The 21,345-nt window shown below is 70.6% G+C and carries 21 protein-coding genes; 2 read left to right on the forward strand and 19 right to left on the reverse strand.

Annotated elements, in window-relative coordinates; genetic code table 11:
- Positions 1-63 precede the first annotated feature (63 nt).
- From hisH to J2W45_RS06505, 4 genes are all read right to left on the reverse strand, one after another.
- A complete protein-coding gene (gene hisH / locus J2W45_RS06490) occupies positions 64-705 on the reverse strand; it encodes an imidazole glycerol phosphate synthase subunit HisH (protein ID WP_310129972.1) in 642 nt (213 codons plus the stop codon).
- A complete protein-coding gene (gene hisB, locus J2W45_RS06495; protein WP_310129974.1) occupies positions 702-1,304 on the reverse strand; it encodes an imidazoleglycerol-phosphate dehydratase HisB in 603 nt (200 codons plus the stop codon). Before hisB ends, hisH begins: the two co-directional genes overlap by 4 nt.
- On the reverse strand, positions 1,301-2,446 hold the full coding sequence (locus tag J2W45_RS06500) for a histidinol-phosphate transaminase (protein ID WP_310129976.1): 1,146 nt from the start codon (positions 2,444-2,446) through the stop codon (positions 1,301-1,303). The genes hisB and J2W45_RS06500 overlap by 4 nt, the downstream gene beginning before the upstream one ends.
- A 61-nt stretch (positions 2,447-2,507) precedes the next feature.
- Positions 2,508-2,888 (reverse strand): LysM peptidoglycan-binding domain-containing protein, encoded by a 381-nt coding sequence (locus J2W45_RS06505; RefSeq protein ID WP_396427071.1) that lies wholly within the window; start codon positions 2,886-2,888, stop codon positions 2,508-2,510.
- Positions 2,889-3,134: 246 nt separating this feature from the next.
- On the opposite strand from J2W45_RS06505, the gene lexA reads away from it, so the two are divergent.
- On the forward strand, positions 3,135-3,812 hold the full coding sequence (lexA, locus tag J2W45_RS06510; RefSeq protein WP_310129979.1) for a transcriptional repressor LexA: 678 nt from the start codon (positions 3,135-3,137) through the stop codon (positions 3,810-3,812).
- A 7-nt stretch (positions 3,813-3,819) separates the two neighbouring features.
- Here lexA and J2W45_RS06515 read toward each other — a convergent pair whose 3' ends face one another.
- The 4 genes from J2W45_RS06515 to hflX form a co-directional block, all read right to left on the reverse strand.
- Positions 3,820-4,167: a metallopeptidase family protein gene (locus tag J2W45_RS06515; protein ID WP_310129980.1), complete on the reverse strand. Its 348-nt coding sequence runs from the start codon at positions 4,165-4,167 to the stop codon at positions 3,820-3,822.
- Between the two features lie 133 nt (positions 4,168-4,300).
- Positions 4,301-6,649 (reverse strand): 5-methyltetrahydropteroyltriglutamate--homocysteine S-methyltransferase, encoded by a 2,349-nt coding sequence (gene metE / locus J2W45_RS06520; RefSeq protein WP_310129982.1) that lies wholly within the window; start codon positions 6,647-6,649, stop codon positions 4,301-4,303.
- Complete coding sequence (locus tag J2W45_RS06525; RefSeq protein WP_310129984.1) at positions 6,646-7,626, reverse strand: methylenetetrahydrofolate reductase; 981 nt, start codon at positions 7,624-7,626, stop codon at positions 6,646-6,648. Before J2W45_RS06525 ends, metE begins: the two co-directional genes overlap by 4 nt.
- A gap of 240 nt (positions 7,627-7,866) precedes the next feature.
- Positions 7,867-9,414, reverse strand: coding sequence for a GTPase HflX (hflX, locus tag J2W45_RS06530; RefSeq protein WP_310129987.1), 1,548 nt, complete (start codon positions 9,412-9,414; stop codon positions 7,867-7,869).
- Positions 9,415-9,479: 65 nt separating this feature from the next.
- Here hflX and J2W45_RS06535 point away from each other — a divergent pair, with 65 nt between their 5' ends.
- The gene (locus tag J2W45_RS06535; RefSeq protein WP_310129988.1) at positions 9,480-10,091 is read left to right on the forward strand and encodes a class I SAM-dependent methyltransferase; all 612 of its coding nucleotides are present in this window, start codon (positions 9,480-9,482) and stop codon (positions 10,089-10,091) included.
- 111 nt (positions 10,092-10,202) lie between these two features.
- Here J2W45_RS06535 and dapF read toward each other — a convergent pair whose 3' ends face one another.
- From dapF to J2W45_RS06590, 11 genes are all read right to left on the reverse strand, one after another.
- Complete coding sequence (gene dapF / locus J2W45_RS06540) at positions 10,203-11,081, reverse strand: diaminopimelate epimerase (RefSeq protein WP_310129989.1); 879 nt, start codon at positions 11,079-11,081, stop codon at positions 10,203-10,205.
- 10 nt (positions 11,082-11,091) lie between these two features.
- The gene (gene miaA / locus J2W45_RS06545) at positions 11,092-12,042 is read right to left on the reverse strand and encodes a tRNA (adenosine(37)-N6)-dimethylallyltransferase MiaA (RefSeq protein WP_310129990.1); all 951 of its coding nucleotides are present in this window, start codon (positions 12,040-12,042) and stop codon (positions 11,092-11,094) included.
- A gap of 23 nt (positions 12,043-12,065) precedes the next feature.
- Positions 12,066-13,709: a tRNA (N6-isopentenyl adenosine(37)-C2)-methylthiotransferase MiaB gene (gene miaB / locus J2W45_RS06550; protein WP_310129992.1), complete on the reverse strand. Its 1,644-nt coding sequence runs from the start codon at positions 13,707-13,709 to the stop codon at positions 12,066-12,068.
- Between the two features lie 121 nt (positions 13,710-13,830).
- Entirely contained in the window at positions 13,831-14,469 is a 639-nt protein-coding gene (locus J2W45_RS06555) for a regulatory protein RecX (protein WP_310129994.1), read from the reverse strand.
- A gap of 271 nt (positions 14,470-14,740) precedes the next feature.
- The gene (recA, locus tag J2W45_RS06560) at positions 14,741-15,814 is read right to left on the reverse strand and encodes a recombinase RecA (RefSeq protein ID WP_310129995.1); all 1,074 of its coding nucleotides are present in this window, start codon (positions 15,812-15,814) and stop codon (positions 14,741-14,743) included.
- A 174-nt stretch (positions 15,815-15,988) separates the two neighbouring features.
- Positions 15,989-16,213 carry a DUF3046 domain-containing protein gene (locus tag J2W45_RS06565; RefSeq protein ID WP_310129996.1) on the reverse strand — a complete coding sequence of 75 codons (225 nt, stop codon included), beginning with the start codon at positions 16,211-16,213 and terminating at the stop codon, positions 15,989-15,991.
- 84 nt (positions 16,214-16,297) lie between these two features.
- Positions 16,298-16,609 carry a helix-turn-helix domain-containing protein gene (locus J2W45_RS06570; RefSeq protein WP_310129998.1) on the reverse strand — a complete coding sequence of 104 codons (312 nt, stop codon included), beginning with the start codon at positions 16,607-16,609 and terminating at the stop codon, positions 16,298-16,300.
- Between the two features lie 158 nt (positions 16,610-16,767).
- Complete coding sequence (locus tag J2W45_RS06575; RefSeq protein ID WP_310130000.1) at positions 16,768-17,277, reverse strand: CinA family protein; 510 nt, start codon at positions 17,275-17,277, stop codon at positions 16,768-16,770.
- Positions 17,264-17,887: a CDP-diacylglycerol--glycerol-3-phosphate 3-phosphatidyltransferase gene (gene pgsA, locus J2W45_RS06580; RefSeq protein WP_310130001.1), complete on the reverse strand. Its 624-nt coding sequence runs from the start codon at positions 17,885-17,887 to the stop codon at positions 17,264-17,266. Before pgsA ends, J2W45_RS06575 begins: the two co-directional genes overlap by 14 nt.
- 5 nt (positions 17,888-17,892) lie before the next feature.
- On the reverse strand, positions 17,893-20,772 hold the full coding sequence (locus J2W45_RS06585; protein ID WP_310130003.1) for an FtsK/SpoIIIE family DNA translocase: 2,880 nt from the start codon (positions 20,770-20,772) through the stop codon (positions 17,893-17,895).
- A gap of 69 nt (positions 20,773-20,841) precedes the next feature.
- Positions 20,842-21,333, reverse strand: a complete 492-nt coding sequence (locus J2W45_RS06590) for a GNAT family N-acetyltransferase (protein ID WP_310130005.1) — start codon at positions 21,331-21,333, stop codon at positions 20,842-20,844.
- Positions 21,334-21,345 lie beyond the last annotated feature (12 nt).

The following is a 21,345-nucleotide window of genomic DNA, read 5'->3' on the forward strand; positions in this document are numbered from 1 at the left end:
CTCGTGTCGGTCCGGCGCTGCGGACGGGATGGGGCGGTGGGATGCTGCGGGCAGCCGCCGCGGTCAGAGCGAGCGGACCCAGTTGCGCAGCAGCTGCAGCCCGGCCTGCCCGGACTTCTCCGGGTGGAACTGCGTGGCGCTCAGCGGTCCGTTCTCGACGGCGGCGACGAACGGCGTGCCGTGGTCGGCCCACGTCACCACAGGTGACGGGAACGGCGGTTCGGGGGCGAGCGTCCAGTCCTGCACTGCGTAGGAGTGGACGAAGTAGAACCGCTCGTCCTGGAGGCCGGCGAACAGCGTGGAGTCCTCGGGGGCGCGGACCGTGTTCCAGCCCATGTGCGGCACCACGTCGGCACGCAGGAGGTCGACCGTGCCCGGCCACTCCCCCAGCCCCTCGGTCTCGATGCCGTGCTCGACTCCGCGGTCGAACATGACCTGCATCCCGACGCAGATGCCGAGCACCGGCCGCCCTCCGGCGAGGCGCCGGTCGACGACCTCGTCCCCGTGCGAGGCGCGCAGCGCCTCGGCGACGGCGGTGAACGCACCGACACCGGGGACCAGCAGGCCGTCGGCCTCCTGCGCGCGGCGGCGGTTGCCGGTCAGCTCCACGTCGGCGCCTGCGGCTTCGAGCGCCTTGACGGCCGAGTGGACGTTGCCCGACCCGTAGTCGAAGACGACGACCTTCGGAGCGCGCCCGTCGGTCACAGCGCGCCCTTCGTCGAGGGGATGCCGCTGATCAGCGGGTCGAGCGCCTTCGCCTGGCGGAACGCACGGGCGAACGCCTTGAACTCGGCCTCCGCGATGTGGTGCGGGTCGCGGCCGCCGATCACGGTGATGTGCGTGGTGAGCGCGGCGTTGAACGAGATCGCCTCGAAGACGTGACGGACCATCGACCCGGTGAAGTGCCCGCCGATCAGGTGCAGCTCGAAGCCGGCGGGCTCGCCGCTGTGCACGAGGTAGGGGCGGCCCGAGATGTCGACGACCGCCTGCACGAGCGCTTCGTCCAACGGAACGAGCGCGTCGCCGTAGCGGGAGATGCCCGACTTGTCGCCCAGGGCCTGCCGGATGGCCTGCCCGAGCACGATGCCGACGTCCTCCACCGTGTGGTGCACGTCGATGTCGGTGTCGCCGGTCGCGCGGATGCGCAGATCGGTGAGCGAGTGCTTGGCGAACGCGGTCAGCAGGTGGTCGTAGAACGGGACGCTCGTCTGGATGTCGGAGGTGCCGGTGCCGTCGAGGTCGAGGCTCAGCTCGATGCTCGACTCGCTCGTCTCCCGCGTGACCGTGGCGGCGCGATTCGTCATAGGTCCGAGTCTACCGGGGCGCCCTGCGACCGCTCCGGCGCCTCATCCTCCGCCGCGGCGGCGCCCGGACGCCCGAGCGCGGCCAGCGCCTCGAGGAACGCGGTGGTCTCGGCTTCCGTCCCGGCGGTGACCCGCAGGTGGTGCGGGATGCCGACATCCCGGATCAGGATGCCGCGCTCGGCCAGCGCCTCGAAAGTCGCCTGCGGGTCGCTCATACCCCCGAACAGCACGAAGTTGCTGCCCGAGCGGTGCGGCGTGTAGCCGAGGCGGCGCAGCTCGGAGACGAGCCGGTCGCGCTGTGTGCGGATCTCGCCGACGGTGGCCAGCATCTCGTCCGCGTGGGCGAGCGCGCCGAGCGCCGCCGCCTGCGTGAGTGCGGACAGGTGGTACGGGAGGCGGACCAGCCGCAGCGCGTCGACCACGGCCGGGTCGGCGGCGAGATAGCCGACGCGGGCGCCCGCGAACGCGAACGCCTTGCTCATGGTCCGCGAGATCAGGAGGCGCGGTCGGCCCGGCAGCAGGGTGAGCGCGGACGGCACGCCGTCGGGCAGGAACTCGGCGTAGGCCTCGTCGACGACGACGATGCCGCGGGCGGCGGCGTACGCCGCCTCGATCGTCTCGATGCCGAGCGGCGTGCCGGTCGGGTTGTTCGGCGAGCAGAGGATCACGATGTCCGGGTCGAGGTCGCGGATCTGCGACGCGGCCGTCTCCGGTGTGAGCTCGTAGTCCGCGTCGCGGGTGCCCGCCAGGTACTCGGTGCCGGTCCCGGCCGCGAGCAGCGGGTACATCGAGTAGGTCGGGGCGAAGCCGAGCAGCGTGCGCCCCGGACCGCCGAACGCCTGAAGGATGTGCTGCAGCACCTCGTTCGAGCCGTTGGCCGCCCAGATCTGCTCCGGCGTGAGGTCGTGCCCGAGGTAGCGGGCGAACGCCTCGCGGAGCTCGGTGAACTCCCGATCCGGGTACCGGTTGACTCCGCCGACGGCGGCCGCGACGCGAGCGACGATGTCCGAGGCGACGTCCTCGGGCACCGGATGCGTGTTCTCATTCACATTGAGCGCGACGGGAACCGGACGCTGAGGCGCGCCGTACGGCGAACGACCACGGAGGTCGTCGCGGATCGGCAGCTCGGAGAGAGAAGTCACCGTTCAATCGTAGCCAGGGCGATGGATGCGCTACGCCCGATGACGGGCCGCTCGCGCGCGCTCAGTGCGCGTACTTCGCCGGGATCGCGAGCTGCTGGCCGGGCGACACCACCGCGGACTCGAGGCCGTTGAGCGAGACGAGGTCGGCGATCACGTCGCGCGGATCCGCGTTCGGGGCCACGCGCTCGGCGACCGACCAGAGCGAGTCGCCGGACTCGACCGTCACGTACTGGAAGCTGACGTGGGTCTGCTCGCCGTTCGCGACCGCTCCGCCGCCGTTGAGGGCGAAGACCAGTGCGCCGATGACGAGGGGAAGGGCGACGAGTGCGGACAGGACCGCGCGGCCGCGACGGGTGAGGCGCAGTCGGACGCGGGCGCCCTCGGGCAGGGGCGGGACCGCACGCAGGGCGGGAACCGACTCGCTCATCAGTACTGCACTCATGGCCGTGACCTCCTCAGACTCGCGGGTGCGAAGCTGTGTTCCGAATGTATCTTCGAATGTCTGAATCCGCAAGGCGCCCTCGGACGAGGAATTCAGGGACGAAGTTCGCGACACACTCGAACACATGTTTGTCTTCCCCTTCCGACGCGGATACAGTTTCGACTGTCTGAGGACATCAGATCAGGGACCACCGACATTCGTACCGGGAGCACCCCCGGACGACGCCGACGCCAGGAGAGGACGCCCGTGTCGAACGAGAACCAGGCCCGCGGGGGCACCCGCCGCCGGAAGAACCTCAGCGACAAGCAGCTCGCGATCCTCGACGTGATCCAGCGCTCGGTGAGCCAGCGGGGCTATCCGCCGAGCATGCGCGAGATCGGCGACGCGGTCGGCCTCTCCTCCCTCTCCTCGGTCACCCACCAGCTGAACCAGCTGGAGCTGAGCGGCTACCTGCGTCGCGACCCGAACCGTCCGCGCGCGCTCGAGATCCTCATCGACCTGCCGTCGTCGGGCCCGACCCCGGACTACGAGAACCAGACGCCCGTCGGCGACGCCGCCATGGTGCCGCTCGTCGGCCGCATCGCCGCCGGCATCCCGATCACCGCGGAGCAGCAGGTCGACGAGGTGTTCCCGCTCCCCCGCCAGCTGGTCGGCAACGGCGAGCTGTTCATGCTGAAGGTCGTCGGCGAGTCCATGATCGACGCGGCCATCTGCGACGGCGACTGGGTCGTGGTCCGCGCGCAGAACACGGCGGAGAACGGCGACATCGTTGCGGCGATGCTCGACGAGGAGGCCACGGTGAAGGTCTTCCGCCAGCGCGACGGCCACACCTGGCTGCTGCCCCGCAACTCCAACTTCGAGCCGATCCTGGGCGACTTCGCCACCGTCCTCGGCAAGGTCGTCGCGGTCCTCCGCGCGGTCTGACGAGGAGTCAGGCCCAGCCGAGTTCGCGAAGCCGGTCGTCCGACAGCCCGAAGTAGTGCCCGATCTCGTGCACCAGGGTGACGCGGACGCGCGCCCGCAACTCCTCGACGCTCGAGCTCGACGCCTCGAGGTTGTTGCGGAACAGCGTGATCCGGTCCGGCAGCTCCCCGAACCCGTAGACGGACCGCCGCGTCAGCGGCCGCCCGCTGTACAGCCCGAACAGCCGCGGGCGCGCGCTCGGCGGCTGGTCCTCGATCAGGATGGCGACGTTCTCCAACGGCCCCACCATGTCGTCCGGCAGCTCGTCGAAGATCTCGCCGACCATCCGCTCGAACTCGTCGTCCGCGATCCTCATCGCCGGCACCGCCGCACCATGCGCCCATCCTCACACGCCGGGTGGCCGAAACAGGCGATGCCGGAAACGGCGCCGGCCCCGGTTCGCTGTGCGCGTACCGGGGCCGACGGCCGTTCTGCTGATGACGGGAACGTCAGGCGGTGACCGCCGCCCGCTCCCGCACTCCGCGCGTGGCCTCGATGATGTTCCGCAGCGACGCGACCGTCTCGTCGTAGCCGCGGGTCTTCAGCCCGCAGTCCGGGTTCACCCAGAGCTGACGCCCGGGGATCGCGCTCAGCGCCGTCTCCAGCAGCTCGGTGACCTCGGTGACCGACGGAACGCGCGGCGAGTGGATGTCGTACACGCCCGGCCCGATGCCGTGCTCGAACCCGGACCGCTGGATGTCGTGCACGACCTCCATGCGGCTCCGCGCGGCCTCGATGCTGGTGACGTCGGCATCCAGGTTGCGGATCGCGTCGATCACCACGCCGAACTCCGAGTAGCAGAGGTGCGTGTGGATCTGCGTGCGGTCGGCGACGCCGGAGGTCGCCAGCCGGAACGAGCCGACCGACCACTCCAGGTACTCGTCCTGCGCCGACTTCTTCAGCGGCAGCAGCTCGCGCAGGGCGGGCTCGTCGACCTGCACGACGCGGATGCCCGCGGCCTCGAGGTCGGCGATCTCGTCGCGGAGCGCGAGCGCGACCTGACGGGCGGTCTCGCCCAGCGGCTGGTCGTCGCGCACGAACGACCAGGCGAGGATGGTGACCGGCCCGGTCAGCATCCCCTTGACCGGCTTCTCGGTGAGGCTCTGCGTGTACGCCGACCAGTCGACCGTGATCGGCGCCGGACGCGACACGTCGCCCCAGAGGATCGACGGGCGCGTGCAGCGCGAGCCGTACGACTGCACCCAGCCGTTCTGCGTCACCGCGAAGCCGTCCAGGTTCTCGGCGAAGTACTGCACCATGTCGTTGCGCTCGGGCTCGCCGTGCACGATGACGTCGATGCCGATCTCCTCCTGCAGGTCGACGACCCGCTTGATCTCGTCGCGCATCCGGCCCAGGTACTCGGCCTCGGTGATGAGGCCCTTCGCCAGCTGGGCGCGCGACCGGCGGATGTCCGCGGTCTGCGGGAACGAGCCGATCGTGGTGGTCGGGAGGAACGGCAGGCCGAGCGCCTCGTCCTGCGCCGCCTGGCGGGCGGTGTAGTCGCCGCGACGGAAGTCGGCGCGGGTGAGGGCGGCCTCGCGCTCCCGCACGGCGGGGACGCGCACGCCGGGCGCCGACGCGCGGTCGGCGAGGGCCGCGGTCGCAGCGGTGAGCTCGTCCTGGATGGCCTCGTGACCGTCGACGAGTCCGCGGGCGAGCACCGCCACCTGGGCGACCTTCTGGTCGGCGAACGCGAGCCACGTCTTGAGTCGCGCATCCAGGTCCGGCTCGTCGTCCACGTCGTGCGGGACGTGCAGCAGCGAGGTGGAGGTCGAGACCGCGACGTCGGGGCTCAGCGACAGCAGCTCGGTCAGTTTGCCGAAGGCCGCCTCGAGGTCGCCGCGCCAGATGTTGTGGCCGTCGATCACGCCGCCGACCAGGGTCTTGCCCGCGAGGGCGGAGGCCGTGGCCGCGTCGAGACCGGTGGGGATGCTCCCCCGCACCAGGTCGAGGGAGATCGCCTCGACCGGGCTGGCCGCGAGCGGCGCGAGGGCGTCGTCCAGGCTGCCGTAGGGCGCCGCGACGAAGATCGCGGGCCGCTCCGCCGCCGAGCCGAGGTCGGCGTAGGTGGTGCTCACGGCGGCGAGCACCACATCCCGCGGCTCGTCGATGCTCTCGCTCACCAGGGCCGGCTCGTCCAGTTGCACCCACGGCGCGCCGGCGGCCGCCAGACGGGCGAGCAGCTCGCGGTAGACCGGCAGGAGGTCGGCCAGGCGCGAGAGCGGGCGGAAGCCCTCCGGGGCGTCGTCGCTCGGCTTGCTGAGCAGCAGGAAGGTGACCGGTCCGACGACGACCGGGCGGGTCACGAAGCCCGCCTCACGCGCCTCCTCGAACTCGCGGACGACGCGGTCGGAGGCCAGGCGGAAGTCCGTCTCCGGGCCGATCTCGGGCACCAGGTAGTGGTAGTTCGAGTCGAACCACTTCGTCATCTCCAGCGGCGGGTTCTCCCCCTCGCCGCGGGCGATCGTGAAGTAGCCGGCCAGGTCGACGGAGCCGTCCGCGCCCGCCAGCCCGGCGAACCGCCCGGGCAGCGCGCCGACAGTGACCGCCGCATCCAGCACCTGGTCGTAGTAGCTGAAGCTCTCCGGGATGGACGCGTCGGTGCGGCCGAGGCCGAGCGACGCGAGACGCTCGCGGGTCGCGGAGCGGAGGCCGGCAGCGGTCTGCTCCAGCTCGTCGGCGGTGATGCTGCCCGCCCAGAACGCCTCGACGGCCTTCTTCAGCTCGCGGCGGCGGCCGATGCGCGGGTAGCCGATGATCGTGCCCGCCGGGAAGGCGGCGCGGGTGGTGTCGGTCATGCTGGTTCCTTTTCGGTGGCCGATTTCTCGGGGGTGGGGCGTGCAGGGCGGTCCGCGTCAGCGAGCGCGCCGATCCGGTCCAGCACGGACAGGACCGCCTCGTGCTGGTTGAACGTGTACAGGTGGAGGCCGGGGGCGCCGCCGTCGAGCAGGCGCTGCGCCAGCCGGGCCGCCCAGGCGATGCCGATCTCACGGCGGCCCTCGTCGGTGGGCTCGACCTCCAGCTCGATCGCGAGGTCGCTGGGGAGGTCCTCGCCGCTGAGCTCGAGCATCCGCTTCAGCCGCGCGGGGCTCGTGACGGGCATGATCCCGGGCAGGATGGGGAAAGTCACACCGGCCTCGGCGGCGCGCTGCGTGAAGTGGAAGTAGTCCTCGGCGTGGAAGAACAGCTGCGTGATCCCGAGGTTCGCGCCCGCCGCCTGCTTCGCCAGCAGGGCGTCGATGTCCTGCGACACGGATCGTGACGACGGATGCCCGTTCGGGAACGCGGCGACGGCGATCTGCACGTGCTCGCGGTGCTCCAGCACGGCCCGGGCGTGCAGACCGGGCACCGGAAGCTCGCCGTACGGCACGCGCTCGGCCTGAACACGGTGGATGAGCTGCACCAGCTCCGCGGTCGTGCGGATGTCGCCGATCGGGTCCTCGCCCTCGGGCAGCCCGACGGGCGGGTCGCCGCGGACGGCCAGGAACCGGCGCACGCCCGCGTCGAGGAACTCGCGGATCAGACGGTTGACCTCCTCCGTGGAGGAGCCGACGCAGGTGAGGTGCGCCATCGGGCTCACGTCGGTGTGCTCCAGGATGTAGCGGAGCACCTCCAGTGACGCCGTGCGCGACGAGCCGCCGGCCCCGAACGTCACCGAGATGAAGTCGGGCCGCACTGCCGCGAGGCGGTCGATGGTGGCCGGCAGCGCAGCGGCGGCGCGCTCGTTGCGGGGAGGGTACAGCTCGAAGGAGTACCGGGCCTCGGTACAGCTCATGGGCTCCTCGAATGGTCGGACAGCGGCACGGGACGACCCGCGCACTGTGTAAGCACAGTGCGGGATCGCACGGGCGGGTGCCGGGCTCGGCTGTCGCACCACGTCAGCGGTCGCCCGCTGCGGTTGTCTGGAAATCTAGCAACGCGAAAGGCCGGACGGAATCGTCCGTGTCATGGTTCGACACATCGATCCCGTCCGGCCTCGTCCGCTGCGGTCTCCCGCCGCGTCGCCGTCCGGCGGCTACGCCGTCGCGCTGTCGGTCTTCGTCACCTCGAACGGCTCGAACGCCGCGTGGTACTCCGGCATGATCCGTGCGGTCACGCGGGTGCCCTCCTCCACGTACTCGGTGGAGATGACCCGGCCGCGCTCGTGCAGGGCCGAGATCAGGTCGCCGCGGTCGTACGGGACCACCAGCTCCACCTCGAGGGACGGGTCGGGCAGCAGCCGCGCGATGGCGGCGAGCACCTCGTCGATGCCCTCGCCCGTGCGGGCGGAGGCGAAGATGGCGCCCGGCTCGAGGCCACGCAGCACCAGCCGGTCGTCCGCCGAGATCAGGTCGGCCTTGTTGAAGACCACGATCTCGGGGATGCCGCGCGCGCCCACCTCGCCGATGACGTCGCGCACCGTCGCCAGCTGCGACGCCGGGTCCGGGTGCGAGCCGTCGACCACATGCAGGATGACGTCGGAGTCGGCGACCTCCTCCAGGGTCGAGCGGAACGCCTCCACCAGCTGGTGCGGCAGGTTGCGCACGAAGCCGACGGTGTCCGCCAGCGTGTACAGGCGGCCGTCGGCGGTCACCGAGCGGCGCACCGTCGCATCCAGCGTCGCGAACAGCGCGTTCTCGACCAGCACGCCGGCCTTCGTCACGCGGTTCAGCAGGCTGGACTTGCCGGCGTTGGTGTAGCCGGCGATCGCGACGGACGGCACGGAGTGCCGGGTGCGGTTGGCGCGCTTCGCCTCGCGGGCCGGCTTGAAGCCGGCGATCTGCTTGCGCAGACGGGCCATGCGCGAGTGGATGCGGCGACGGTCCAGCTCGATCTTCGTCTCACCGGGACCGCGCGAGCCCATTCCGGCTCCCGCGCCACCCACCTGGCCACCGGCCTGGCGGGACATCGACTCACCCCAGCCGCGCAGACGCGGCAGCAGGTACTCGAGCTGCGCGAGCTCGACCTGTGCCTTGCCCTCGCGGCTCTTGGCGTGCTGGCTGAAGATGTCGAGGATCACGGCCGTGCGGTCGATCACCTTCACCTTCACCACGTCCTCCAGCGCACGGCGCTGGCTCGGCGCGAGCTCGGTGTCGGCCACCACGGTGTCGGCGCCGAGAGCGGCCACGATTCCGGCAAGCTCTTCCGCCTTGCCGCGGCCGAGGTAGGTGCTCGCGTCCGGGTGCGGACGGCGCTGCAGCATCCCGTCGAGAACCACGGCCCCGGCCGTCTCAGCCAGTGCCGCGAGCTCGCGCATCGAGTTCTCGGCGTCCTGCAGGGAGCCCTGCGAGTACACGCCGATCAGCACGACGTTCTCGAGGCGCAGCTGCCGGTACTCGACCTCGGTGACGTCCTGCAGCTCGGTCGAGAGACCGGAGACGCGGCGCAGCGCCGCGCGCTCCTCACGGTCGAACTGCTCGCCGTCGTGGAAGCCGCCCTCGTCGGCGTCGCTCTGCAGCGCCTGGGCGCGCGAGGACGTCGCGCCGCCGAAAAGCGTGACGGATGCGCGGCTCTGCTCGGTCGCGAGCACGCGTGCGACCACGTCGTCGGCGTCGTGTTCGCGGATATCGGTGTTATCAGTCATTCAGTTCCCCTGATCCGGGTCAACCCTAGTTCGTCTTGTACTTCTGTGTCCTGTACGGTCTGCTTATGGCCAGCGGAGATCACTACTTTTCCCCGGCGCCGGAGAGCGAGCTGAACCTGCGGCCGCTCACCGCACGCCTGGCCGGACAGACGTACGAGCTGGTGACGGCCAACGGGATCTTCAGCCCCGAGCGCGTGGACACGGGTACGCGAGTGCTGCTGGACCATGTGCCCTCACCACCGCCCGGAGGTCAGCTTCTCGACCTCGGCTGTGGCTGGGGGCCGCTGGCTCTCACACTTGCTCTCGAATCCCCTCATGCGACGGTCTGGGCCGTCGACGTCAACAACCGAGCGCTGGATGTGGTGCGCAGGAATGCGCAGAAGCTCGGCCTCACCAATGTAAACCCGGTGACGCCGGAAAATCTTCCCGATGACGTCCGATTCACCACGATCTGGTCGAATCCGCCGATCCGCGTGGGCAAGAACGAGCTGCACAACATCCTGGAGCGCTGGCTGCCCCGCCTCGAGCCCGGCTCGGACGCGTGGCTGGTCGTCCAGCGCAACCTCGGCAGCGACTCGCTGCACCGCTGGATGCAGACGACCTTCCCGGACCTGACGATCACCCGCGCCGCCACCGCCAAGGGCTTCCGCGTGCTGCGCGCCCGCGCGCACTCCTGACCCGCGCCGTCCTCGCTCCCTCGGTTCCGTCCCTCCGTCGAGTACACGAAAAGTGCACGCTTCGACGGCGCGTCGCGTGCACTTTTCGTGTACTCGACGGCGGGGGGTAGGTCAGGCGAGGTCGAGGGTGCCGGTGAAGACGAGCTCGGCGGGGCCGGAGAGGCCGACGTGCTCGCCGTCCTCGGTCGGGAACATGCGGACGCCCACGGTGCCGCCGGGCACATCCACGCGCCACTGGTTCGGGGCGCCCTCGCCGGCCCAGTAGCGGACCGCGAGGGCCGCGGCCGCAGCACCCGTGCCGCAGGAGAGCGTCTCGCCGCTGCCGCGCTCGTGCACGCGCATCCGGATGCGGCCGACGCCGTCCACGACGAGCGGGTCGTGCGGCACGACGAACTCGACGTTCGCGCCGTGCTCCGGCGCGGGCTCGAGGTGCGGGATGTACGACAGGTCGGCGGCGTCGAGCTCGGAGTCGTCCGCGACGGCGACAACGACGTGCGGGTTGCCCATGTCGATGCCCAGCCCCGGGCGTGCGACGGGAAGCTCCTTCGCCCGGACGAGCGGCTCGCCGCCGGCGAGGTCCCAGCGGCCGAGGTCCACCTGGAAGCCGTTGGTGCTGCGCTGCACGTCGCGCACGCCGGACCGCGTGCCGACGGAGAGCGTGCCGCCCTCGGGAAGCTCGGCGAGGCCGGTCTCGAGCAGGTAGCGGACGTACACGCGGATGCCGTTGCCGCACATCTCGGCGAGCGAGCCGTCCGCGTTGTAGTAGTCCATGAACCAGGTGGCGTCGGCGTCCTCCGCCAGGGCGGCGGCACCGTCGGCGACGTGCTCGGACCGCACCGCGCGGATCACCCCGTCGGCACCGACACCGAAGTGCCGGTCGCAGATCTCGGCGATCTGCGCGGGAGTGAGCGGCAGGCGCCCGTCCGGGTCGGAGTACAGCACGAAGTCGTTGCCGGTGCCCTGACCCTTGGTGAAGTGGATGGTCGCCATGCGCACCAGCCTAGCGATCGGCGGCAGGGCGGCTCGCCGCATCCACCAGCGCGAGCGCGGTCTCGACCAGCCGCGGGTCGTCGTAGTCGAGCCAGTGGATGCCCGGGTAGCGCTTGAACCAGCTGACCTGTCTCCGCGCGTAGCGGCGCGTCAGCTGCTGGGTCTGCGCGATGGCGTCGTCGCGCTCGAGCTCGCCCCGCAGTTCCGCCAGGGCCTGGGCGTAACCGATGGCGCGCCGGGCGGTCACGCCGCGGTCGAGTCCCCGCGGTATGAGGTTGGTGACCTCTCCGAGCAGGCCGGCGTCCCACATCCCCTGGACGCGGGCGTCGAGGCGGGTGACGAGTTCGTCGCGTGGCGCCGCGAGCCCGATCACGACGGTCGGCTCGTGCCACGGGCGCGGCTCCTCGGGCAGAGCGCCGCTGACCGACGTTCCGGTGAGCTGCGCAACTTCGAGGGCGCGCACGATCCGGCGGCCGTTCCGGGACCCGATCCGCCGGGCCGCGTCGGGGTCGAGTTCCGCCAGCCGCTGGAACAGCATCCCGGGTCCATGCTCGGCGAGCTCCGCCTCCAGCTGCGCCCGCAGCTCCGGGTCGGTGCCCGGGAACTGCAGGTCGAAGATCACGCTGGAGACATAGAGCCCGGATCCGCCCACCAGCAGCGGCACGGCGCCCCGATCGAGGATGTCGGAGATCGTCGCGCGGGCCTCGGGCTGGTAGCGCGCCACGGTGGCCTCGTCGGTCACGTCGAGCACGTCGAAGAGGTGGTGCGGGATGCCGCCCCACTCCGTCTGCGGCAGCTTCGCCGTGCCGATGTCCATCCCTCGGTACAGCTGCATGGCGTCCGCGTTGACCACCTCAGCGGCGCGCCCGTGTTCCTTGAGCGCCCGGGCGAGGGCGAGCGAGAGGTCGGTCTTGCCGGTGCCGGTGGGTCCGACGATCGCGACCAGCGGGACGGACTGCACCGGATCGGCTGGCGGTGCCGCGCTCAGCGCTGCCCGTCCGTCGGGTCGTAGATCGGCATCGTTCCGACGCCGGGCGACGTGAGCGGCTCGCGGGTGCGCGGCGTGAGGGTGAGCGGCGCCGGGAGCCCGACGCGCAGCTCGGGCAGCCCGAGAGACACACGACCGCCGGATGCTGCCCCGGCCGATCCGTGCGACGGGACGGCGCAGGATTCGGCTTCGGCGCGGTCCCACGCCTCGCCCGCACGCGTGCGGCGGATGCGGAGCGGCGCTCCGTCGGACGAGTCCGCGATCAGGTAGTGCGGCGCAGCCTGCGTCACGCGCACGGTGACCACATCGCCGGGACGCGGCACGTCCGATCCGGCCGGCGCCTCGAAGTGGACGAGCCGGCTGTCGCGCGCCCGGCCGCTGAGGCGGTGGGTGTCGGCGTCTTTGCGTCCCTCGCCGTTGGCGACGAGCAGTTCGACCTCGCGGCCGATCAGCGCCTGGTTCTCTTCGAGGGAGATGCGCTCCTGCAGGGCGATCAGCCGGTCGTAGCGGTCCTGGACGATCTCCTTCGGCACCTGGTCCGCCATCGTCGCGGCCGGGGTGCCGGGGCGGATCGAGTACTGGAAGGTGAAGGCGGAGGCGAAGCGCGCGGCCTCGACGACGCGGAGCGTCTCCTGGAAGTCCTCCTCGGTCTCGCCGGGGAAGCCGACGATGATGTCGGTGCTGATGGCGGCGTCCGGCAGCTTGGCGCGCACGCGGTCGAGGATGCCGAGGAACTTCTCGGAGCGGTACGAGCGGCGCATCGAGCGGAGGATGCGGTCGGAGCCCGACTGCAGCGGCATGTGCAGCTGCGGCATGACGTTCGGGGTCTCCGCCATGGCGTCGATGACGTCGTCGGTGAAGGCCGCCGGGTGCGGACTGGTGAAGCGGATGCGCTCCAGGCCCTCGATCTGACCGGCGGCGCGGAGCAGCTTGCTGAACGCCTGACGGTCGCCGAACTCCACGCCATAGGAGTTGACGTTCTGCCCGAGCAGCGTCACCTCGATGGCGCCGTCGTCGACGAGCGCCTGGATCTCGGCGAGGATGTCGCCCGGGCGGCGGTCCTTCTCCTTGCCGCGCAGCGACGGGACGATGCAGAACGTACACGTGTTGTTGCACCCGACGGAGATCGAGACCCATCCGGAGTAGGAGGAGTCGCGCTTGGTCGGCAGGGTGGACGGGAACGTCTCGAGCGATTCGAGGATCTCGATCTCCGCGGCGTCGTTGTGCCGGGCGCGCTCAAGGAGGCTGGGCAGCGAGCCCATGTTGTGGGTGCCGAAGACGACGTCGACCCAGGGCGCCTTCTCGAGGATGACGTTCTTGTCCTTCTGGGCGAGGCACCCGCCGACGGCGATCTGCATCCCCTCGTGCCGCCGCTTCACGTTGGCGAGGTGGCCGAGGTTGCCGTAGAGCTTGTTGTCGGCGTTCTCGCGGACGGCGCACGTGTTGATGACCACGATGTCGGCCTCGTCGCCGTTCGCGGGGACGTAGCCGGCCGCTTCGAGGGACCCGCTGAGCCGCTCGGAGTCGTGCACGTTCATCTGGCAGCCGAACGTGCGCACCTCGTACGTGCGCGCTCGGCCGTCGGGCCGGACCGCCGCCTCGGAGGGCTCGATGACGCTGCGCTGTTCGACGATGCTCATGATGGCGACCAGTCTACGTTTTCGAGGTCGCGCGCGACGACATGATCGGCGCCTACGTGGCGCACCCGCCCGGCTGTGCCTGACAGGATGCACCCGGCCGGATGCGCCCCGCCGGCGGCGGCTACTGGAAGCGCACGCCCGATCCCCCACGCGACCGTCGCCCCGCGAAGGCGGCGTCCATGGCCTGTCGAACCACGTCGGAGGCGTAGCCCTTGCGCGCGAGGAACCCGTGCAGCCGCCGCCGCGCCGTCTCGTCGTCATACGAGGAGAGCTGCCCGATGCGCTTGATCGCGAGTTCCGTCGCCCGCTCGAGTTCGTCATCCTGGCCAATGTCGGCCAGCGCCGCCTCGATGAGCTCGGGATCGATGTGCCGGCGCTTCAGCTCCTGCTCGATCGCCGTCCGGCCCAGCCCCTTACGGCTGTGTTGCGTGAAGGCGAGCGAGACGGCGAGGGATGCGTCGTCGATCACGCCCATCGCCTCCAGCCGGTCGAGTTCGGGACCGTACACCTCGGGCGCGATCTCGCGCCGGGTGAGCACCTGCTCGAGCTCCCAGCGCGACATGCCGCGCCGAGCCAGCTGCCGGATGGCGAGACCCGTCGTCTTGCGGGTCTGACGCTCCGTCTCCTCGTCGATCTCCTCGACCACGGGCGCGGGCGCCTGCGGCTCCGCGCCCCACGTGTTGTTCCACCCTCCGGCTCCGGCGCCGCTCGGCTCGCGGGAGCCGCTGGAACCGCCGTTCGCCGGCGTCGGAAACTCCACCGGCTCGGCGACCGGCGAATCCCCGCGAGCACGGGCACTCCTCCGCGACGGGTGGTCATCACCCGAACGCCGCCGTGAGGAGTCCGCGCCGGCGCTCGGGCGACGCAGCGGGGTGACCGGAGCCAGACGCTCCGTCTCCTCAGCTGCGTCACCCGCGCCGGCCGCCCCCTCGCGGGACGATCCGTGCGCCAAGTCTTCGCCTGTTCCGCCGTCGGGCGACGACGGGAATCTCACGACCACGCGAGGCTCCTCCGGGAGGTGTCGGGCACCGTCAGGCGCCCTTACGGGCCTGCAGCTTGTCTTCGATCGATCCGACGTTCGACGGGGCCTCGGCCACCGCGTTCGGGTCGGCGACGATACCGAGCTTGATCTTGATCTTCTGCTCGATCTCGGCGGCGATGTCCGGGTTGGCGATCAGGAAGTTGCGCGAGTTCTCCTTGCCCTGACCGAGCTGGTCGCCCTCGTAGGTGTACCAGGCACCCGACTTCTTGACGATCGTGTGCTCGACACCGAAGTCGAGGAGGCTGCCCTCGCGGGAGATGCCGACGCCGTACAGGATGTCGAACTCGGCCTGCTTGAAGGGCGGCGCCATCTTGTTCTTGACGACCTTGACGCGCGTGCGGTTTCCGACCGCGTCGGTGCCGTCTTTCAGCGTCTCGATGCGACGGATGTCGAGTCGCACGGAGGCGTAGAACTTGAGCGCCTTACCGCCGGCCGTGGTCTCGGGGCTGCCGAAGAACACGCCGACCTTCTCACGCAGCTGGTTGATGAAGATCATCGTGGTGTTCGTCTGGCTGAGCGCACCGGTCAGCTTGCGGAGCGCCTGCGACATGAGGCGGGCCTGCAGACCGACGTGCGAGTCGCCCATCTCGCCCTCGATCTCGGCGCGCGGCACGAGGGCGGCGACGGAGTCGATGACGATGAGGTCGATGGAGCCGGAGCGGACGAGCATGTCGGCGATCTCGAGCGCCTGCTCACCCGTGTCGGGCTGGGAGACCAGCAGGGCGTCGATGTCGACGCCGAGCTTGCGGGCGTACTCGGGGTCGAGCGCGTGCTCCGCGTCGATGAAGGCGGCGATGCCACCGGCCCGCTGGGCGTTGGCGATCGCGTGGAGGGTCAGGGTCGTCTTACCGGACGACTCCGGACCGTAGATCTCGACGATGCGGCCGCGCGGGAGGCCGCCGATGCCGAGCGCGACGTCGAGGGCGATCGATCCGGTGGGGACGACCTCGACGGGGGCGCGCTCGTCGCTGCCCAGTCGCATGACGGAGCCCTTGCCGAACTGACGGTCGATCTGCGCGAGGGCTGTCTCCAGGGCCTTCTCGCGGTCTGCGGGTGATGGCATTTGCGGTTCTCCTTCGTGGGCTTCGCTACGGTTCGACTCTAGGAGTGACGTCCGACACTGAAGCGAGGGACGCGCGATCTGTGGACAACCGGTTTTCGACTGCCGTTGTGAAGAAGTGTAGCCAGTTCCGAACATATCTTCGAGAGAGCGGAACCGGCGTGTCGCAGGCCGGGATCAGCGCTTGGGCGCGGGCTTCCCGGCGCCGTACCAGCGCGACTGGGGTACGCCGGTCTCTTTGCACAGCGCGATCCAGACCTCCCGCGGGGACAGTCCCGCGGCGATGGCCTCGTTGGCCGTGCGACCCCCGAGCTCGCCGAGTACGAGGTCGGTCAGCAGCGTCTGACCGTAGGAGCTGCCGAACTCGTCCGAGACGGCGCGCTGGAACTCACTGAGCTTCATGGGTCCTTACTTCGGGTAAGAAGACGAAGGGGGAAAACGAAGGACGCCCCGCGCTGGGCGGGGCGTCCTCGAGTCTGTTCGGAATCAGCGGGCGACCAGGTCCGTGTCCATCGCCTGGACGAACTCGTCCGGAACCGTGTCCGGGATCACCGGCTCGAGGCCCTCGAGAACCGCGATGCGGTCCCCGACCTCGCGCATGATGACCGAGACCGGCGTCTCCAGCGCGTCTGCGACGGAGGCGAGGATCTCACTCGACGCCTCCTTCTGTCCGCGCTCGACCTCGCTGAGGTATCCGAGCGCGACGCTCGCCTTGCTCGCGACCTGACGGAGCGTACGACCCTTTTGCAGGCGGAAGTCCCTGAGCACGTCGCCGATTTCCTGACGTACAAGAATCATTCGGAGCCTCCCTCTCTATCCCTGCCGACGTATCGATGGGATACGAATGTACCGCATCCCTGAGCTTCACGATATCGAGGGCTACTGGGCTTTTCTTGTGAATGCAGCAGGTGTAACGAGACCGAAACACCGCGTATTCCCGCGGTAATACGCCATCTTCAACCAGCCGTTATGCCGAGCTCGTCCGCGAGCGCCGCGACCGCGTCCCGAACGGTCCGGCGGCGGATGGCGTCGCGGTCCCCCGAGAGCTCGAGCGCCACCGCGCGCGTCCCGGTCGACGACGAGACGCCGACGAACACAGTCCCGACCGGCCGCCCGCCCTGCGGGTCCGGGCCGGCCACGCCCGTCGTCGAGACGCCGAGGTCGGCGGGACGACCGCCGACGGCCAGCCGCCCCCGCACCCCGGCCGCCAGCTGGCGCGCCACCTCCGGGTGCACCGGGCCCTCCGCATCGAGCAGGGCACCGTCCACCCCCAGCAGCGTGTGCTTCAGCTCGGTCGCGTAGACCACCGCTCCCCCGAGCACCACGGCGGACGCACCGGGCACGCTGGTGAGCTCCGCCGTCAGCAGCCCCCCGGTCAGCGACTCCGCCACCGCCACGCTCAGCCCGCGGTCGATGAGGGCGCGGACGACGGCGACCGTGGACGCGGTGCCGTCAGGCGAGGGCACGCTTCGCCCTCCGGCCCTTCCACGCCTGCCAGAGGTAGTCGAATCCGGTCCAGACGGTAAGGATGACAGCGGCCGTCATGAGGACACCGTCAACCCAGTAGATCCAGTCGCCGAAGACCGTCCAGAGCGGCACCAGCGCGAACGAGATCGCCACGGACTGCACGATGGTCTTGATCTTGCCTCCGCGGGAGGCGGCGATGACGCCCTGACGGATGACGACGAACCGGTAGATCGTGATGCCGACCTCGCGCACCAGGATGACGACCGTCACCCACCACGGCAGCTCGCCGAGGATCGACAGGGCGATGAGGGCGCCGCCGGTCAGCACCTTGTCGGCGATGGGGTCGAGCAGCTTGCCGAGGTCGGTCACCAGCCCGTTGCGCCGCGCGAGCGCACCGTCCACGCCGTCCGTGGCGATCGCGACGATGAAGAGCACGGCGGCGGCCCACCGCAGCCAGCCGTCCTGCCCGTCGTCCGCCAGCAGCATCCACACGAAGAGGGGGGCGAGCAGGATGCGCACCACCGTGATCGCGTTGGGCAGGTTCCAGTTGCTCACGCGCGGGGATCCGCCGTCCGCCGCTGCGGGCGGGGGCGTTTCGGGCACCGACATGCGGTCTACTCCCTGTCGGTCAGCTGCCAGGCGTCCTCGTCGGAGTCGCCCTCGACCTCAGGATAGCCCGCGGTCATCTCCGCCACAGGATCGACTCCGTAGCGGTCGTGGTCGTCGTCCTCGTAGCCGGAGGCGGGGCCCGGCACCGCGCCGACGGCTCCGCCGGCGACAGCTCCGCCCGCGACCGACGAAGCGGCCGCAGAAGCGCTGGACGTGGCACCCGACGGAGCAGCGGACGCCTGCGCCGGCGGCTCCTCGCCGCGCAGCCGGGCGAGCACCTGCGGCAGCTGCTCGGCGGTCACCAGCACATCCCGGGCCTTCGACCCCTCGGACGGGCCCACGATCTCCCGCGACTCGAGCAGGTCCATCAGGCGGCCCGCCTTGGCGAAGCCGACGCGGAGCTTGCGCTGCAGCATGGACGTGGACCCGAACTGCGACGACACGACGAGCTCTGCCGCGGCGAGCAGCAGCTCCAGGTCGTCGCCGATGTCGGAGTCGATCTGCTTCTTCTCCGCTCCGGCGGTGACGTCCTGCCGGTACTCGGGCCGGGCCTGGCGGGTGACGTGCTCGACGACCTTCTGGATCTCCTCCTCGTTCACCCACGCGCCCTGCACGCGCACGGCCTTGGAGGCGCCCATCGGGAGGAACAGGGCGTCACCCTGCCCGATCAGCTTGTCGGCGCCGGGCTGGTCGAGGATGACCCGCGAGTCGGTGACGCTCGTAACGGCGAACGCAAGGCGCGAAGGCACGTTGGCCTTGATGAGGCCGGTGACGACGTCGACCGACGGCCGCTGCGTCGCGAGCACGAGGTGGATGCCGGATGCGCGTGCGAGCTGCGTGATGCGCACGATCGAGTCCTCGACGTCGCGCGGGGCGACCATCATCAGGTCGGCGAGCTCGTCCACCACGACCAGCAGGTACGGGTAGGGCTTTAGCTTCCGCTCGCTGCCGGCCGGGAGGACGATCTCGTCGTTGACGACGGCGCGGTTGAAGTCGTCGATGTGGCGGAAGCCGAAGCTCGCCAGGTCGTCGTACCTCATGTCCATCTCCTTCACGACCCACTGCAAGGCCTCCGCGGCCTTCTTCGGGTTCGTGATGATGGGGGTGATCAGGTGCGGGACGCCGCCGTAGATCGTCAGCTCCACGCGCTTCGGGTCGATGAGCACCATCCGCACCTCGGACGGCTTCGCCCGCATGAGGACGCTCGTGATCATCGAGTTCACGAAGCTGGACTTTCCGGAGCCGGTCGAGCCGGCCACCAGGAGGTGCGGCATCTTGGCGAGGTTGGCGACGACGTAGCCGCCACCGACGTCTTTGCCGACGCCGATGGTCATCGGGTGGACGCTCTTGGTGGCCGCCGGCGAGCGGAGCACGTCGCCGAGGGAGACGATCTCGCGATCCGTGTTCGGGATCTCGACGCCGATGGCGCTCTTGCCCGGGATGGGCGACAGGATGCGGACTTCGTTGCTCGCGACCGCGTACGACAGGTTCTTGCTGAGCGCCGTCACGCGCTCGACCTTCACGCCCGGTCCGAGCTCGATCTCGTACTGGGTCACTGTCGGGCCGCGCGAGTAGCCCGTCACCTTCGCATCCACACCGAACTGGGTGAGCACCTCGGTGATGGCGGCGACGATCTCGTCGTTGGCGCCCGAGCGGGTCTTCGCGGGGGTTCCCGCCGACAGCATGGATGCGGACGGCAGGTTGTAGGGCGCGGCGGGCTGCGGAAGGGCCGGGGCCGCCGCCTCCTCGTCGAAATCGTCGGCGCCGGCCTGGAAGCCGGGCAGCACCGCACCGGCGCCGGGGACGCCCGGCGAGGGCAGCGGTGCGACGGCGGTCGGCGGCTGCTCCCCGGTGAAGCGCTGCAGCGCATCCTCGGCGTGGGCGAGCTCGCTGAGCACCTCGGTGTTGTAGTGGTCGCTCGACGGGTCGGGCTCGAGGGGCGTGGCGAACTCGCCCTTGCCGCGCTGCGGCGTGCCGAACACGTCGGTGAGGCCGTCGGCCGCGGGGTCGAACTCCGGGTCCTCTTCGCGCTGGGACTTGTTGCGCCGCCACCAGGGCAGATTCCCCTGGGCCTCCGGCTCGTCGTCATCGAGGCCGTCGAGCTCCACCTGCTTGGAGGTGTTCTCCTTGGCGGCTGCCTTGGCCTCCTGGCGCTCCTCCTCCGTCGGCAGCTGCGCGCCGAAGAGATAGGCGTACAGCTCCCGGATGCGGGCGGGGAGCTTGTTCGGCGGGGTCTTCGTGATGATGAACAGGCTCAGGATGAGGAGCAGGATCACCACGGCGCCCGCGCCGTACGGCGTGATCACCAGCGAGAGCGGCGCGGCGATGAGCCACCCCAGCACGCCGCCCGCTTGTGCGAGGGCCGCCATCCCGTCACTCGGCGACGGATGCGGACTGAACAGGTGGCACAGCCCGGAGACCATGAGCAGCAGGATGCTGAGGCCGATGCCGATGCGCGTGTTGTCGTGGACCGAGCTGGGATGGCGGAAGAGCCAGGCGGCGAACAGCACCATCACGACGGGCAGCGCGAACGCCACCCGGCCGAACAGGCCGCCGAAGGTCCAGGCGTCGAGCGTGCGGGCGACCTGGTCGTTGATGAGGAACCACTCGACGACCGCACCGGCGATCGCGAGCAGGACCAGGAAGAACGGGAAGCCGTCGCGCCGCTCCTCCTTGCTCAGCTTCTCGGGACCGAGGGCGCGGAAGGCGGCGCCGGTCAGGTGGGCGAGCCCCATCCAGGCGCGGATGAGCGGGCTCGGACCGGCGTCGGCCGCCGGGTACGCGACCGTCTTCTGCTGCGCGGTCTTCGACGCCGGCTTGCGCGCGGTCGATCCGCCGCGGCCGGAGTTCCGGGCGCGGGAACTCGACTTGGTGCTCGTGGCCATGGGCTCAACGGTACGTCGTGCCCCTGTCATCGCGCGGATCCCGCGCCTGCATGTGGAAAATCCGCTCCGTCAGCGGACTGTGCGCACCATCGTGTCGGAGCGCTCCCCCGCGGCCACCGTCACGAACCCCTCGCTGACGTAGAGCCGCTGCGCGAAGTTCTCGCGCTCGACGCTCAGGCTCAGCCGGGCATGACCGCGGGCGGCCGCCTCCCGGGAGAGCTCGCGGAGCAGCGCCCGCCCGACGCCCTGCGCGCGCCACGGCGGGTAGACGCCCAGGGTCAGCTCGGGCACCCCGGGCGCCACGAATCCGTAGCCCGGCCGGTCGGCGGGGAACAGCCGCGCCCAGCACGCACCGACCGCCACTCCCCGGGCGTCCTCGGCCACACAGCCGAAGTCGCCGGGACGCTGCCAGCCGGCGATGTAGTGCAGGACGGTCGGGTCCTCCATCACCGTGACCCGCGTGCGGGAGCGCACCGGGTTCCAGTTGGCGGCCTCGACCAGCATGTCCGCCAGCACGCGGGCATCCTGGCCGACGGCCGGGCGGATGCGGAACGCGTTCATGCACGAACGCTA

Origin of the sequence: Leifsonia shinshuensis, assembly GCF_031456835.1 — a bacterium.
In the GTDB taxonomy this organism is placed as follows: Bacteria; Actinomycetota; Actinomycetes; order Actinomycetales; family Microbacteriaceae; genus Leifsonia; species Leifsonia shinshuensis_C.